We start from the raw sequence: 15,063 nt of genomic DNA on the forward strand, positions 1-15,063 counted from the left end.
TGTAAATAAAAAGGAAATGCCAAATGACCTTCCTGAATTGAAAGTCCTGTGATTCACCTATAAATAATAACCATAAAAGTCTGATAATCTATATAGTACTCCAGGTTAAGCCAAAACTTCATTTTATTAATTGATCGGTCTTTGCTCCTTAAAATCATAATATGTTTTACGCATAAGATCGGCCAACAAAAGTTCGTAGTTTATGTAAGCCGATAAATGCGATAAATAAGCATTGTTCAAACGTTCCCTTTCCAGTGCCAATGCCTGACTGTCAATATCTCCATCTGAATAACGTGACAATGTGATTTTAAAACTCTTTTCAGCTACTGCAACATTTTTCTCCAGCAGCTGCAGCCGTTTTAAACTATTGCTGTAATTGGCAACCAGGTTTCTGACTTCGTTATCTATACTCCGCTCAAGTTGCTCCTTCTGATAAATATTCTGTTGCAACTGAGCCTTAGCCCTGTTAACCCGCGCTTTGTTCTCACCCCAGTCAATAATTGGGATGCTGATATCCAGTGAAACGCCATAGTTCGGGCCCCTGTCTGTTAAATTTGTAAATACACGATCAGTAGTCTGGTTCAGGTTAAACGCCCCGGGATTATCTTCATCATCAATTCCGGTTAATCCGTAAGAGGCATTTATAGCACCGGAAATACGCCCCTGTGCTTTTTGCCGTTTAAGATTCAATTCATTCAGTTCTATCTGGATATCCTGCTCCCTAAGCTCAAGCCTGCTTTTTCTGGCATACTCCAGAGCTTTATCAAGTTCCACAACAACCGGAGTATAGTTCATATTGGCATCTATCATTATACTATCAGTAATGGGAAGTCCTAACAACTCCTTGAACGAATTAGACGCCGTCTCCAGGTTCACCCGGTTAAGGTCATAGTTATTCTGAGCCTCTGCCAGGTCCACTTCCATCTGCAGCGCATCAACTTCGCGAATAAGACCAACTGCGAATTTATTCTGAGCGATGTCATATGCCTCTTTTTGCCTGTCCAGATTCAGTTTTGCAATATCCATCCTCTTCTGAATGGCTAACAGGTTATAAAAATTATTACTTACGTTATACACCAGGTTCAGTTCTTCACGGGTTAATCTTTTTTGAGAACTTTCATAATTCAGTTTGGCAGTCTTAAAATTCGTCTGAATATCATTATATCCGAAAAACGCATTCAATGGTTGGTTCAACCTGACGGCGGTATTAAATCTTGAGGTTCTGGTATCGTTTGTATAATCGGTAATAACACTTGGGTTAGCTTCCAGAAAAATATTTCCATCAGTTGGCAAAGGTTGTGTGACCCTTAATCTGCCTGAAAGTGCATTCGTCTTTAAGGGATTATACGATACAACTCCTGTTGGATCCCTGAATTCATAAATGGTATTGGAAAAACCCGGAACCTGCATATCCATATCCACATGTGTTTTCAGGCTGCTGATTGTGGCCTTAAGATTAAACTCTGCCATTTTTATATTCTGCCTGAGAATAAGGATATCATAACTCGACATTTTTGCTATAGCTATACTGGTTTCAAGATCCAGAAGATGTGCCTGCGGTTTTTGTGCTTTAAGTCCTGATGCGCACAGTATAACTGCGCTTAATATGTATAGTATACGTTTCATTTTCTTAGCGTTTCGGTTTTGTTGTGATTTTTCTTGTCGGTATCTATCAGGCCGTCTTTAATATGAATAATCCTGTCGCTGTAATCCGCTATTTCCTGTTCATGGGTAATGAGGATGATGGTATTTCCTTCCTTATGCAACTCATCAAACAAATTCATAATTTCCAGTCCGGTTTTGGTATCGAGTGCCCCGGTTGGTTCATCCGCCAGCAAAATACCAGGTTTGGTGACCAGAGCTCTTGCTATGGCAACACGCTGCCGTTGGCCTCCGGAAAGTTCAGATGGTTTATGTTCCATCCTGTCACCAAGTCCTACCCGCGATAATGCTTCATGTGCCCGTTCAATCCGTTCGTGTTTCTGCATTCCGGCATACATCAGGGGAAGTTCCACGTTATGCAGTGCACTGGAACGCGGTAATAAATTAAAGTTCTGGAAAATAAATCCGATTTCCTTGTTTCGCATCGCAGATAATTCGTCATCCGTCAGCATACTTACATCCACTCCGTTAAAAAGATATTCTCCTGCAGTTGGCACATCAAGGCAACCAATCACATTCATCAATGTGGATTTGCCTGATCCGGATGGTCCCATGATGGCGACATATTCGTTCTGCTTAATCTTCAGGTCAACTCCACGAAGTGCCCGTACAGAAACCTCACCCATGAGATATTTTTTTTCAAGTCTGTTTATTTCAATTAACATAATTCTTCGTTTACTCGTAACGGATGGATTCAATAGGATTCAGGTTCGATGCATTTTTAGCCGGCAGATAACCAAAACTGATTCCCACCACAACGGAAAAGCCAAATGCTACAAATACAGAGTAGAGCCGTATAAAGGTGTTGACGTCCGTAAACAGGGATATCAGCAAAGAAAGCGATACCCCCAGCAACACGCCAATTATTCCACCGGTAATACTAATGGCAACCGCCTCTGTAACAAACTGACTCATAATATCTGCTTTTCTTGCACCAATGGCCCGTCTGATCCCTATTTCGCGGGTACGTTCCATTACCGTCGCCAGCATAATATTCATAATTCCTATGCCTCCTACCAGCAACGATATGGCAGCAATAGCACCCAACAGAATATTGTAAATCCTGCGTTCCTTCTCTTCCTGCTTCAGCAGTTCGAGTGGGATGATGATGCTGAAATCCGCATTATTAAAATGATGCCGGTTCAAAATGCTCCGGATCACTTCCGAACTTTCTACCAGCATGCCGGCTTCCTTTATCTTGACCGTAATTTGTCTGATCTCACTTTCATATTTCTTTGAGCGCTCAAACCGTTTGTTAAATGTTGTAAGTGGCATGTAAACGTCATTGTTCAGGTCACGTGATGCCAGCTCACCAACCGTCTCCGTAAAAAGCGCTTTGGGCTGCATGGTTCCTATAACTTCCATCCACTGATCTTCTATCTTTACTTTTTTACCGATGGGATCCACTCCGGCAAAAAGTTCTTTGGCCACACCAGCACCCAACACACAAACTTTAAGGTTCCGTTTATAATGATCCTCATTTATAAATTCTCCTTCATCTGTTTTTTGGTTCAGAATATCGATGTAGGATGGTGTAATTCCGATAACGGTAGACTTTACTGATTTATCGGAGAACTTTACATCTGTACTCTTTTCTGCCTGCGATGCCACATCCTGTACATAAGGAACGATTTCCTTTATGGTTGAAGCATCCTGGAGCGATAAACCGGGTGAAAATTTGGCTCTGACTTCTTCAAGTTCTGCATCAGACAGATCTTTATCACGGATGATAATATTATTTACACCCAAGTCCTGGTATTTGGCAATAGCCTCACGTTTAGCTCCTTCTCCAATGGACAACATGGCAATAACAGATGCCACGCCGAAAATAATCCCGAGCATAGTCAGAAAAGATCTGAATTTATGATCGTACAAACCGGTCAACGCTAAACGTATATTTTCTTCAAACTGCATAATTTCCTGTTTAAATAATTTCTTTCAGTGGTACGACCCGGGCACCATTCTTAAGGTCACTTTTCAAAACGGTAACGGAATTATTCTTTAAACCGGTTTCCACTTCTGTTTTTACCGGTTTATGTCCTTTTAAAACATATACATAGCTTTTCCCGTCTTCATTCAGCACACATTCATTCGGGACCAGCAGTACATCATTTTCATCGGCACTGACATACTCACAACTCACGGTCATCCCAGGTTTAAGCCGCTCATCCGACACATCCATTGTTACAATAACATCAAAAACCTTTTTCCTTGATTCGTTGTTGGATCTGTGACAGAGGCCGCTTATAAATGTTATGGTACCATCGAAAAACACACCATCCAACGCATCCAGTTTGACCTTAACAGACAAACCTTCCTTTACCTTGCTGATATCCGTTTCATTCAACACGGTTTCAACTTTCATCCAGGTCATATCAGGGACATCGCCCATATTCCTGCCCGGATAAATTTCGTCTCCTATTTTCAGCAATTCTCCGGTTCTGCGGTTATACCCCACCTGAAAAATTCCGTTAATAGGTGAACGTATGGTAAGCTTGGGTAAAATATCAATCGCATTATCAATCTCATTTTCCAGACGTTCTATTCTGATCTCCTGAATCCGACGTTCTTTTTCCTGCTGAATATCAGCAAGCTCAAGTTTTCTTTTGGTTTTCTCCAGCCTTATCTTAGCCTGCTCAAACTCCAGTTCCTTCACTTTCTGTTCATTTTCAGAGGCAAACCGGGCACTCTCCATCTCGATCTTATTCAATTCAAATGTTGCCTGTTCACTACTGAGCGCTGCCAGCATACTGCTTTTATCAATCTGCTGTTGAACCACCATTTTTTGCATGTTGGCATTTTGAGTTTCAAGATCAATCTTTCTGTCTGCAATATATTTCTTTACTTCAGACGGGTCCAGCTGGATGACTGAATCACCTGCTTTAACGGCAGTTCCGTGATCCAGAATTCCTGTTATTTTCATTTCGTACCAGTAGCGGCCGTATCGTGGCAGGACAAAGCTTTTCTTATTAACTGCCTGCAGCGTTCCTGTCTCGGTAATCGTAAGCTTAAAATCTCCCTTTTTAACCTCCTTATAGGCATACTCCTCGCCGGAACAGGAAATAAAAAGCAACGGCAAAACCAGAATCAGATATATGAAATTAAGTTTCCGGTTCATGCGTCTTTGTTTTTAGCTGATTTAGTATTCGAGTCTTCTTCCACTGCAAACGGGTCAACCAAAGCCACCTCATCGCCTTCTTCCAATCCTTCCTCCACAATGACAAAATCGTTGTTGGACTGAGCGGTTTTTATATCCTGTCTTTTAAATTTACCACCTGATTTTACATATACGTAGTCCTGCCCCATCTCTGAGAAAACGGCTTCCAGCGGCACAAACATGACATCATTAATTTCATCAATAATAATTTTACAACTTACGGTAAGTCCGGGCATCAGTCTGTTATCTGTAGAATCCGTAATCAGCACTTCCACAGGAAAGACTTTTATATCAGAGTTGCGTTCCTTGTTAACAGCCAGATTAGCCACAGATACCACTTTCCCATGATAAACCTGCCCGGAAAAAGCATCCGGACGAATTTCGACATTCAGTCCTTTCCTTATCTTTGAAATATCAACCTCATTAATTTTAACAGTGGCTTTCAGTTCCGACAAATCAGGAAGCTGAACCAGCGGCTGTCCCGACCAGCACTGATCTCCGATCTGGTATTTAGCGTTTGTACTCCAGTTTTCAGCAATGATCACAATACCAGGATTTTTTGATACCAGAATAAGTTCATTCAGAGTTTGTTTAGACTCCTCAAGCTGTGAACGTGCCTGTTCAATCGAGAGTTTTTTCTGGGAGATTTCCTCGCGCTGTATCTTTTTTCGGTTCTCAATTTGTTCAAGTGCTTTCTCAAGTTCAATCTCGGCCTTTTCAAGGTTCAGCTTAATCTTTTTCCGTTCGATTTCGGAGTAGTAATCAGAATTTTCAAATTTTATCTGCGATATCTCCTTGTTAATCTTAGTGATCTGGTAGTCAGACATAAGATCCTTAATTTCGGATTCATGCTGTGCCTGTGTCCGTTCCAGTTCAGCCTGATTTATTTCCAGACTTGACTCGGATTCTACAATGGCTTTATTCACTTCCGAAGGATCAAATGTAACAACAGTATCCCCTTTTGCTACTTTACTTCCGTCGGTTACCAGGCTGGAAATTTTGAGGTTACCATATCGCCAGGATGACAGGTTTGGCGTACTTATATTTATTGAATTTGTGGCGTTTACATCGCCCTCCTCTGTTATTTCAATTTGAAATGTTCCCTTTTGCGCTTTATAAACAGATATCTCCGTCCCGTTTTTTGAGCTACAGGAAATTGCAACGACTGTAAGCATCAGCCACAGAATCTTAGTTATCTTAAAAGGTGGCTTATTTTTCATTAATTGTATCATTTGTGTTATTGTTGATTTGAGTGGTGTCAAGAAGATTAATTTTATGAACTTCCGAATCCTGCGGCTTATTTAAAAGAATTACATCGTTTTCACCAAGACCGCTCGAAACAACAGCGTTTTCAACAGACTCATAGCCTGTAGTAATTTGCTGTTTATTTATTTTCCCTTTTTTTAAAACATATACATATTTTACACTGTCAATGGATTCAATGGCTATCTGCGGAATAACAAGACAATTTTCCTGCCGTTTAATAATTACATTACATTTTGCTGTTGTTCCAAGGTCAGGAATCTCACCGGTTTCATTTACCATCACTGTCACATCAAAAACCTTAATTTTAGAATTTCTGCTTACCGGTTTTCCAACAGGTGTCATATGACTGATTTCGCCTTTTGCCAATAAACCAGGAATAGCATCAAATGTAATTTCAACAGGCTGTTTCATTTTCAGGCGTTTAAACTTGCTTTCCGGCACCTGGAGTAATACTTTTACACTCCGCATATCCGGCAGATTAACAATTCCGTCTCCCGGCCATACCCTGTCACCGATTTTCAGTTTTTCACCGTTGGGACTTCCAATGGTAGCCATACCATCCTGCGGAGCAGTCAGAACCAACTGATCAAGATTATCTTTAATCCGGGAAATATATAATTCAAACCGTTTGATCTGTAGCGTCATCTTACGAAGTTCTGCATTATTAATCTCTTCAGTTGAATTAAGCTTGTCTTCCAGCTTCTTACGGGTTATTTCAGCTTTTTCTATTTCGAGACGGGTCAGTTTTTTTTGTACATCAGATGAGTATTTCATCTGAAGTGAATCCATAAATACAATGGCGGTCTGCACTTCATTATTCTTTACCTGAGCTTCAAGAAGCGCTTTATTCATGGCCAGACTGGCTTCAAGTTTTGTATATTGAGCTCTTGCAGAACTCAAAGACTTAAGTCTGTTATCATAATTTGTTACCAACTGCTGATTTTCCAGGATACACACCGTATCCCCCTTCTTCACTAATTCACCATCTTCCACCAGATAGGAAACGGTAACATTATATATTCGTGGACAGGAAACGGAAACGGAGTTCACAGCATCCACAACACCTTCAATCTGCACGCTCTCTGTAAAGTTTCCCTTTTCAACAGTAGAATAAACATACTTATTGTCTTCACCGGAACATGAAAACAACAAAAACATCACACCAATAAATTTCAAATAATAAAAAATCTTCATCAGGGTTACTTCTACGTCAAAAGGTATACAATATAAACTTAACGGATTCAGCGGGTAAATATTACTTATACTTTTACTGCTTTATAAATTTAAATCATATTCAACTGTTCCTTTATTCTCTTATCTTCTTTTAATCGTTTCTCTATTACACTAATATATGAACGAATCAGGTCATAATCCGGGCTTGATTCTGATAGCATTTTCGAATCAAGATATATGTACCTGGCATTCACAAGATATTCCATTGTTTTCTCCAGATCGTCATGCATTTCATAGTAAAAAGCCATATTAACGGCAGCACGTGCTTTTATTTTGCCACTGGCGCTGTCATAAACCCGTTTCCATTCCCTGAATGCATCATCCGGTTTACCATTTTGGTAAAATCTGCTACCAACTCTTATTCCGGGAGATCCTGATTGAAAATAGACCCGTTGCACTTTCTTCCATCCCGGAAAAAGATCGGATATAGAAGTTTTTCCTGCATCCCAGGCCGCTTCTGACACTAATGTTTCCAGTAAGCCAGGCCTGCTCTCATCATCAATTTCCATGTAATCGAGATCAAAAAGCAAGGTATCTCTGTGCGTTTTTGTTGAAAGAAGCTTTAATGTTCCTGCATCATAAAATCGCCATATAGTATAATACTCTGTATAAGCTGAATAGTAGGAATTATCCTCGTTACCCATAAACCAATTAGCAGGTAAAATATTGTATTCCAAATCATTCACATAAGAAAATAAATCCAGTGACGCAATAATATCTACATGATTTGAATCGGCGAGATTCAGAACCTGATTTGGTGATAACATCTGGTTGGTCCATGCCCTTGACTTATTCGAAAGATTACGTTCCATTACGACCACGGTATCCAGATAATCTTCCTGATTCAACGTATTGGCTGCATTCAGCACACATGAAATTCCCAAAGAATCAATATGTAAGGTATCCTTGAGTTCTTTTCTGCTCTGATTCCGGATTTTGCCACTATAATTAAACTTTTTTGTTGTCATGTAATTTCCAAGCGTGCCTGGCTGCTGAACCGTATTATCTACCAGTAAAATTCTTCCGTATGAACCGGAAACAGGATCGGTAGCGGGCTTCAGTATTTCAATTGACAACTCTTTCTGCGCCACACATGAAGAAAGGATCAAGGCTGAAAGAATTATTAAAACTATATGTAATCTCTCCTTTTTCATTTATCTATCAGCATAACCGTATCTGTTTCTTTATCAAGCCTGTATCTCTGATGACTTTCGGGACATTCGGCTTCCTGATTTGCATCAAACTTCAATTTATGGCCGTAAATACTCACCCACCCGGTTTGACGTGCAGGATTCCCAACAACTAATGCGTATGGCTTAATATTTTTTGTAACCACCGCTCCTGCTCCAATCAAAGCATATTCACCTATTTCAACGCCACACACAATGGTGGCATTGGCGCCAATGGATGCGCCTTTTTTAACCAGTGTTTTGGCATATTGGCCTCTCCTGTTTACATGACTCCGGGGATTGATAACATTGGTAAATACCATGGAAGGACCAAGAAATACATCATCTTCACAAATCACTCCGGTATAGACGGATACGTTATTCTGGATCTTTACATTATTTCCCAAAACAACATCCGGTGAGATAACTACATTCTGACCAAGATTACATGTATTGCCAATCGTACACCCCGACATTACATGTGTAAAATGCCAGATTTTTGTACCATCACCAATTTGACAATTATCATCAATAACTGCAGTCCCGTGTGCAAAGTAATTCATGTTAGCGTATTGGAAGTTTCAAGCAAAACTAATCTTTTCCCGCTATCAAAGCAATAATTGAGCCAAATTAGGATAATAGTTTAAGAAATTTTAAAATAAAATAAGCGGCTATATCAGATTGCACTGAACAACTCATTAAAATTAGTTTTTGAAATTAAACCATAAACAGAGTTCTTCTTCAAGGCTTATAAGCAAATTAATTTTTGAATTTAACGAAAAATGACTACGTTTGAGGTAAATTATCTAAGCAATTATTAATTACCTGATTATGAAATTAATTTACACCGTACTATTTGTATTCGTACTATTCATTTCTGAATATGTAACAGCACAATCCAATTATATTTTTGGGACCACTTCAAACGGAGGCGAACACGGACAAGGAACAATATATCAATTTGATTTAAGCAGCAAGACGCACAAAAAGCTAGTTGACTTTGACAGGACCGAAAAAGGAGCATCTCCCAATGATGGCATTATTTTAGTCGAGGACGACCTGTTTGGAATGACTATTGCGGGAGGAGATGATAACATTGGAACTCTTTACAAATACAATATTTCTTCAGAACACTTTGAAAAAATAACTGACTTTAATGGAGCAGAGTACGGTTCTGAACCTAGTGGTCGGTTATTTCTGGCAAATGATGGTTATTTGTACGGTATGACCAGTAAAGGAGGATTATATGATTATGGAACGCTCTTCAAATTACATCCTGATTCCGATAAGATCGAAAAATTAATAGATTTTGATGGAAGTAATTTTGGCGCTTCCCCAAGGGGTAGTCTTATTCAGGGAAACGATGATAACCTTTATGGACTAACTAATATTGGTGGCATCCATGAATCAGGTACCATATTTAAGTTTAATATTTTTAATCATACGATTTCAAAATTATTTGATTTTGAAAGTTCAGTTGGCTCAAATCCCTATGGAGATCTTTTTCTTGCAAGTAACGGAAAGTTTTACGGAACTACAAAAGACGGAGGCGATAACGGATGTGGAACATTATTTGAGTTCAATCCAATCACCAATATTTATTCTAATAAAGTTGATTTCCTCCAGGATCAAAAAGGCACATCTCCACGTAGCTATTTAACGGAAATGAACGGATGCTTATACGGATTAACATGTTGGAATGGTCAGTATGATTACGGCTCAATTTATGAATATAACTTAACAACAAATAAATTTGAAAAGAAAATCCAGTTTTGGGATGATACTAATGGATTTAGTCCAGCATGTGGGCTGATTCAGATTGAAGAAAAACTGTATGGAACTACCAACTACGGGGGGTACAATGGTGGTGTATTATTCGAATATAATCCTCACACAAACAACTATCAAGTAATTCATTATTTTAGTGATAGGAATGAAGGTGAAAATCCTATGGGAAATCTATGCACCGCCCTATCAACTCAGGTGGTTTCCAGAGGAACCGATAAAATAACTGCTTGTGATAGTTTAACATGGATCGATGGAATAACATATACCTCCAATAATAATACAGCTAGCTATACACTAACTGGCTCATCAGGCTATGACAGCATCGTAAACCTGGATCTAACCATAATTAAGAATGAAAAGAGTATAAGCTATGATGGAGAAAAAGTTTTCTCGAATCAGAATAATGCGTCTTATCAGTGGCTTTATTTTTTTAATGAATTCGAGGCTATTAACGGCGCAACAAACCAGGATTATACACCAACTAAGAATGGTCAGTATGCTGTAAGAATTTCACAGGATGCCTGCGTGGATACTTCTGCGGCAATTACAATTACAAATATTGATATACCTGATCACATTCAAAACCCAAAAGCTACTTTTAATCTTATTCAACAAAAAAACTCTATTAAAATAAATGTTTCGAGTAATTCACAATACGTATTATCTGTTTATAAGCTAAACGGTACCATGCTTCTTGAAAAAAATATCCAAAAAGGTGTAAACATCATAAATTTCAATTATGGACGCGGAATATATTTGGTAAACATAAAAAATTCTCGCACAAATCTGAACTACAAAATTATTATGAATTAAAACATAATTTACATCTTTTCATTCACCAGTTCCTGCAGGCGTTTAATTTCATCGCGGTACTGGGCAGCTTCAATAAATTCGAGTTTTTTGGCGGCTTCTTCCATTTTCTTTTTAGTGGCGGCAATGGCTTTCTCAAGGGCATCTACATTCATATACTGTACCACCGGATCGGCTGCCACATTAACCTCTGATGGTCCCGAATAAGCTTTGGGTCTGCCTTCTTTTTCCTCTTTTCCAGAAATGGTTCTGCCCAATGCTTTCGTAATACCTTTCGGCGTAATTCCATTGTCAGCATTGTACTTCAACTGCTTTTCCCTTCGCCTCAAAGTTTCATCAATGGTGCGTTTCATGCTGTCGGTAATCTTATCCGCATACATGATTACCTTGCCGTTTATGTTTCGGGCTGCACGCCCTGCAGTTTGGGTCAGTGAACGTTCTGAGCGCAAAAAGCCTTCCTTATCTGCATCCAGAATAGCTACCAGTGATACTTCCGGTAAATCCAGACCTTCACGCAACAGGTTGACTCCGACCAGCACATCAAAATCACCACGCCGAAGGCCTTCCATAATTTTTACACGTTCCAGGGTGTCCACATCCGAATGAATATAACTGCAACGCACCGACATCCGGTTCAGATATTTGGTAAGCTCCTCCGCCATACGTTTGGTCAGTGTTGTTACCAGAACCCGTTCCTGTTTTTCAACCCTGATCCGGACTTCTTCCATCAGGTCATCGATCTGATTCTGGCTTGAACGGACCATAATTTCAGGATCAAGCAGTCCGGTTGGACGGATCACCTGTTCAGATACCACGCCTTCACATTTTTCCAGTTCATAATCAGCCGGTGTGGCACTTACAAAAATAGTCTGGCCGGTTATGGATTCAAATTCGTCAAATTTCAATGGTCGGTTATCCATGGCTGCCGGTAAACGAAAACCAAAATCCACCAGGTTCTGTTTGCGGCTTCGGTCTCCACCATACATCGCCCTGATCTGAGGAATAGAAACATGACTTTCATCTATGATGGTAATGTAATCATCAGGAAAATAATCGAGCAGACAGAATGGTCGTGTACCAGGTTTCCGGCCGTCAAAGTACCGAGAATAATTTTCAATACCTGAACAATGACCAATTTCCCTTATCATCTCCAGATCGTAGGTCACACGTTCCTCAATGCGTTTGGCTTCAAGCGGCTTGCCAATTTCCTTAAAAAAATCCACCTGTTTCACCAGGTCATCCTGAATGGTATAAATGGCTTCCTTTATACGGCTTTTATTCGTTACAAAAATGTTCGCCGGGAAGATCATAACTGAATCCACTTCGTCCTTTTTGCTGTTATTAATGGGATCAATCAGCTGAATTTCCTCAATCTCCTCGCCCCAGAAGATTATACGGTACGCAAAATCGGCATCGGCCGGATAGATATCCACTGTATCTCCTTTTACACGAAATGTGCCGTTTCGGAAATCAATTTCATTTCTTGAATAAAGGCTGTCAACCAAACGCCTTAGAAATACATTTCGCGGAATCTTGTCTCCCACTTTTACCTGTATCAGGTTGGAATGAAAATCTTCCGGATTCCCCATACCGTACAAACACGATACGGATGAAACCACCAGCACATCCCTTCGGCCCGATAATAATGCCGAGGTCGCGGATAAGCGCAGTTTCTCAATCTCATCATTGATCGACAGGTCCTTTTCGATGTACGTATCGGTTACCGGCAAATAGGCTTCCGGCTGGTAATAATCGTAATACGACACAAAATACTCCACCCTGTTTTCAGGGAAAAAAGCCTTAAACTCTCCGTAAAGCTGTGCGGCCAGGGTCTTATTATGGCTCAGCACCAAAGTGGGACGTTGAACCTGTTCCACCACATTGGCAATGGTAAAGGTTTTACCGGATCCTGTTACCCCTAAAAGTGTCTGGTAGCGCTCACCACTATTGATCCCTTCCACCAGTTGCCTGACCGCTTCAGGCTGATCACCGGTAGGTTCAAATTCTGACATGATTTTAAAATCGGCCATAAATTACATTATTATTCATAACACGTTCGGGCGTTTTCTGTTTGGTTTACCGCAATAAGAATGTAAAAATAACGGGAATAAACGATACAAAAAAAGAATAGGGCGAAGAAAAAAATGAGATGAAACGGCAAATGAACGAAACATTATGTGTCCCGATCTTGATTTTTTGATTCATTAAAAAAATATCGTAAATTTACACGTACTCCTTAATTAAAAACCATGATTAGAAAATTAGTTCCTGTTATTGTTACCTTACTTATTTTCATATCAATATTAGTATTCAAAAGTCAAATATTTGCCGGTACTGACAGTTCTCAAAGGTCGGTAAACCATACGACCGAATTAAACGCATCAAAGAATTCTTCAGAATTAAAAGTGAATTCTCCATCGGGAAAACGACATCTCCTTATTCAGGAATCTAATCATTTGCCTGTTCCAATGACTGATATAAAAGTGTATGAATTTAAATCAAACGGTTTTATTCTTACCCGTGGTTTCTTGTACAGTTCATTATTGTTATGCTCTGTTTCAGGAAATGATACAGATGTGAAATGTAAGTGGTTAAATGACAATGAGATTCTTATTAGTTATCCTGAAAGTTGTTCCGCTATCAAATTCAAAACATCATTTGTGATTAACAACGATTCATTAAAGATCCACTATAAAACTTTTTAAACAGAAAACGGATGTGTTTTGAAGCTAAATCATAAACTTAAATCAAAATGCAAAGCATATGAAACCAACTTTTATCCCGCTTATTGCTGTACTCATTATTTTGACAGTAGTCCTTGCTTTAAATGACAACCTAAACATTGAACAACAATTACAGGCAGCAGACAGATACCAAACGGCTGCCGTGAATAAAAAGAACAAGGTTGTCAAAAATATGCTGTACTCACCTTCACATTCTAAATATGTTGTGACATGGGAAGAAGGTTTTGAAAAATCATTTACATATACAAATGTTATGTTGTTTTATGAAATAAAAGAGCTAAATAAATCCGGTTCTCAATATTCAATAAACCAAATTTTAGACGGCAAACAGGTAATACTGCTTGAAGGAACAGACCTGAATTTAACATACAAATGGTTGAATGATCACGAACTGGACCTCACTTTTAAGAACAATTCTGGTTTTATGTTACGATACGATATGCTTGAATTCCGCGGTGATACTGTTCGGATTACCTATCATAATGAGTAGCAAATTTCTTTATTTCCGGTATTGATTAATATCATAATAAGCAACCGGCTATTCTTATTCTCGTCAAAGTTATATATATTTACATGTGGCTATGTGATAATTTTCATTCGCTGATTGAAGCCCCCACTCCTTTTACTTATTAAATATAAGTGTAGCTTCAGGAATTATTTTCCTCATAACCCGATCTCAAAATCTCTCACGTTTACCTCATTTAATATGATCCGGAAATTATTGACCGAATTATTAAACTGAATGGTATGCAAAATATATTACAACATCTGTTTCTTTTAGGTTGTATATCGGTTTCTCTGTCAGGAATGGCACAGGAAGCCCTTCCTGTCTCCGGAGGAATTGCTGAAGGAAGTAATGGTTCATCGAGTTTCTCTGTCGGGCAGATCCAGACAAATCCTGTTGAAGGCGACGGGGTTTATATGCTGGTTGGGGTACAGCAGGCTTTCGAAATTTCTTCTGAAGCGGGGCTGGAAGATTTTTCCGGAACGAATCTAACATTGACTGCCTTTCCCAATCCTGCCACTAACGTTCTCATTCTTGACGTGGATACCTTTTCTGTTAAGAACTTAACCTACAGGTTATTCGATCAGGAAGGCACGCTGGTAAAATCAGAACGCATCAGCAATGTTCAAACCCGTATTCCGACAAATGACCTGGCAAAAGCCACTTATTTCCTAAGGATACTGAAAAGCGATGAGCTTCTTAAGACATTTAAAATCGTAAAAAACTGAG

General features: G+C 39.3%; 13 protein-coding genes. 4 read left to right on the forward strand and 9 right to left on the reverse strand.

Annotated features, from left to right (window positions below):
- Positions 1 to 126: 126 nt before the first annotated feature.
- The 8 genes from ACE01N_RS18490 to ACE01N_RS18525 form a co-directional block, all read right to left on the reverse strand.
- Positions 127 to 1,626: a TolC family protein gene (locus ACE01N_RS18490; protein WP_380592184.1), complete on the reverse strand. Its 1,500-nt coding sequence runs from the start codon at positions 1,624 to 1,626 to the stop codon at positions 127 to 129.
- Positions 1,623 to 2,327 carry an ABC transporter ATP-binding protein gene (locus tag ACE01N_RS18495; protein ID WP_380592186.1) on the reverse strand — a complete coding sequence of 235 codons (705 nt, stop codon included), beginning with the start codon at positions 2,325 to 2,327 and terminating at the stop codon, positions 1,623 to 1,625. Before ACE01N_RS18495 ends, ACE01N_RS18490 begins: the two co-directional genes overlap by 4 nt.
- A gap of 10 nt (positions 2,328 to 2,337) precedes the next feature.
- Positions 2,338 to 3,576 (reverse strand): ABC transporter permease, encoded by a 1,239-nt coding sequence (locus tag ACE01N_RS18500; protein ID WP_380592188.1) that lies wholly within the window; start codon positions 3,574 to 3,576, stop codon positions 2,338 to 2,340.
- 10 nt (positions 3,577 to 3,586) lie between these two features.
- Positions 3,587 to 4,780, reverse strand: coding sequence for an efflux RND transporter periplasmic adaptor subunit (locus ACE01N_RS18505; RefSeq protein WP_380592190.1), 1,194 nt, complete (start codon positions 4,778 to 4,780; stop codon positions 3,587 to 3,589).
- On the reverse strand, positions 4,777 to 6,039 hold the full coding sequence (locus ACE01N_RS18510; protein ID WP_380592192.1) for an efflux RND transporter periplasmic adaptor subunit: 1,263 nt from the start codon (positions 6,037 to 6,039) through the stop codon (positions 4,777 to 4,779). The genes ACE01N_RS18505 and ACE01N_RS18510 overlap by 4 nt, the downstream gene beginning before the upstream one ends.
- The gene (locus tag ACE01N_RS18515) at positions 6,029 to 7,279 is read right to left on the reverse strand and encodes an efflux RND transporter periplasmic adaptor subunit (RefSeq protein WP_380592194.1); all 1,251 of its coding nucleotides are present in this window, start codon (positions 7,277 to 7,279) and stop codon (positions 6,029 to 6,031) included. The genes ACE01N_RS18510 and ACE01N_RS18515 overlap by 11 nt, the downstream gene beginning before the upstream one ends.
- A gap of 89 nt (positions 7,280 to 7,368) precedes the next feature.
- Complete coding sequence (locus ACE01N_RS18520) at positions 7,369 to 8,472, reverse strand: DUF6340 family protein (RefSeq protein WP_380592196.1); 1,104 nt, start codon at positions 8,470 to 8,472, stop codon at positions 7,369 to 7,371.
- Entirely contained in the window at positions 8,469 to 9,050 is a 582-nt protein-coding gene (locus ACE01N_RS18525; protein ID WP_380592198.1) for an acyltransferase, read from the reverse strand. Before ACE01N_RS18525 ends, ACE01N_RS18520 begins: the two co-directional genes overlap by 4 nt.
- Positions 9,051 to 9,318: 268 nt before the next feature.
- On the opposite strand from ACE01N_RS18525, the gene ACE01N_RS18530 reads away from it, so the two are divergent.
- Complete coding sequence (locus ACE01N_RS18530) at positions 9,319 to 11,088, forward strand: choice-of-anchor tandem repeat GloVer-containing protein (RefSeq protein ID WP_380592200.1); 1,770 nt, start codon at positions 9,319 to 9,321, stop codon at positions 11,086 to 11,088.
- An 8-nt stretch (positions 11,089 to 11,096) separates the two neighbouring features.
- Here the strand turns inward: ACE01N_RS18530 and uvrB are convergent, their stop codons facing one another.
- A complete protein-coding gene (uvrB, locus tag ACE01N_RS18535) occupies positions 11,097 to 13,115 on the reverse strand; it encodes an excinuclease ABC subunit UvrB (protein ID WP_380592202.1) in 2,019 nt (672 codons plus the stop codon).
- 219 nt (positions 13,116 to 13,334) lie between these two features.
- Between uvrB and ACE01N_RS18540 the strand changes: the two genes are divergently transcribed.
- The 3 genes from ACE01N_RS18540 to ACE01N_RS18550 all read left to right on the forward strand — a co-directional run bounded on the left by ACE01N_RS18540 (position 13,335) and on the right by ACE01N_RS18550 (position 15,062).
- Positions 13,335 to 13,790, forward strand: coding sequence for a hypothetical protein (locus ACE01N_RS18540; protein ID WP_380592204.1), 456 nt, complete (start codon positions 13,335 to 13,337; stop codon positions 13,788 to 13,790).
- A 58-nt stretch (positions 13,791 to 13,848) separates the two neighbouring features.
- Positions 13,849 to 14,319 carry a hypothetical protein gene (locus ACE01N_RS18545; RefSeq protein WP_380592206.1) on the forward strand — a complete coding sequence of 157 codons (471 nt, stop codon included), beginning with the start codon at positions 13,849 to 13,851 and terminating at the stop codon, positions 14,317 to 14,319.
- Positions 14,320 to 14,576: 257 nt separating this feature from the next.
- Positions 14,577 to 15,062 (forward strand): T9SS type A sorting domain-containing protein, encoded by a 486-nt coding sequence (locus ACE01N_RS18550; protein ID WP_380592208.1) that lies wholly within the window; start codon positions 14,577 to 14,579, stop codon positions 15,060 to 15,062.
- Position 15,063: the final 1 nt, after the last annotated feature.

This window comes from Quyinboa ferrireducens, from assembly GCF_042436675.1.
GTDB lineage: Bacteria > Bacteroidota > Bacteroidia > Bacteroidales > UBA5342 > JBHJHP01.

Excerpts from the sequence above, each read along its gene's own strand:
- uvrB (WP_380592202.1), bottom strand. The coding sequence starts at position 13,115 with ATGGCCGATTTTAAAATCATGTCAGAATTTGAACCTACCGGTGATCAG.
- ACE01N_RS18525 (WP_380592198.1), bottom strand. The coding sequence starts at position 9,050 with ATGAATTACTTTGCACACGGGACTGCAGTTATTGATGATAATTGTCAA.
- ACE01N_RS18530 (WP_380592200.1), top strand. The coding sequence starts at position 9,319 with ATGAAATTAATTTACACCGTACTATTTGTATTCGTACTATTCATTTCT.
- ACE01N_RS18500 (WP_380592188.1), bottom strand. The coding sequence starts at position 3,576 with ATGCAGTTTGAAGAAAATATACGTTTAGCGTTGACCGGTTTGTACGAT.
- ACE01N_RS18505 (WP_380592190.1), bottom strand. The coding sequence starts at position 4,780 with ATGAACCGGAAACTTAATTTCATATATCTGATTCTGGTTTTGCCGTTG.
- ACE01N_RS18545 (WP_380592206.1), top strand. The coding sequence starts at position 13,849 with ATGAAACCAACTTTTATCCCGCTTATTGCTGTACTCATTATTTTGACA.
- ACE01N_RS18490 (WP_380592184.1), bottom strand. The coding sequence starts at position 1,626 with ATGAAACGTATACTATACATATTAAGCGCAGTTATACTGTGCGCATCA.
- ACE01N_RS18540 (WP_380592204.1), top strand. The coding sequence starts at position 13,335 with ATGATTAGAAAATTAGTTCCTGTTATTGTTACCTTACTTATTTTCATA.
- ACE01N_RS18510 (WP_380592192.1), bottom strand. The coding sequence starts at position 6,039 with ATGAAAAATAAGCCACCTTTTAAGATAACTAAGATTCTGTGGCTGATG.
- ACE01N_RS18515 (WP_380592194.1), bottom strand. The coding sequence starts at position 7,279 with ATGAAGATTTTTTATTATTTGAAATTTATTGGTGTGATGTTTTTGTTG.
- ACE01N_RS18495 (WP_380592186.1), bottom strand. The coding sequence starts at position 2,327 with ATGTTAATTGAAATAAACAGACTTGAAAAAAAATATCTCATGGGTGAG.
- ACE01N_RS18520 (WP_380592196.1), bottom strand. The coding sequence starts at position 8,472 with ATGAAAAAGGAGAGATTACATATAGTTTTAATAATTCTTTCAGCCTTG.
- ACE01N_RS18550 (WP_380592208.1), top strand. The coding sequence starts at position 14,577 with ATGCAAAATATATTACAACATCTGTTTCTTTTAGGTTGTATATCGGTT.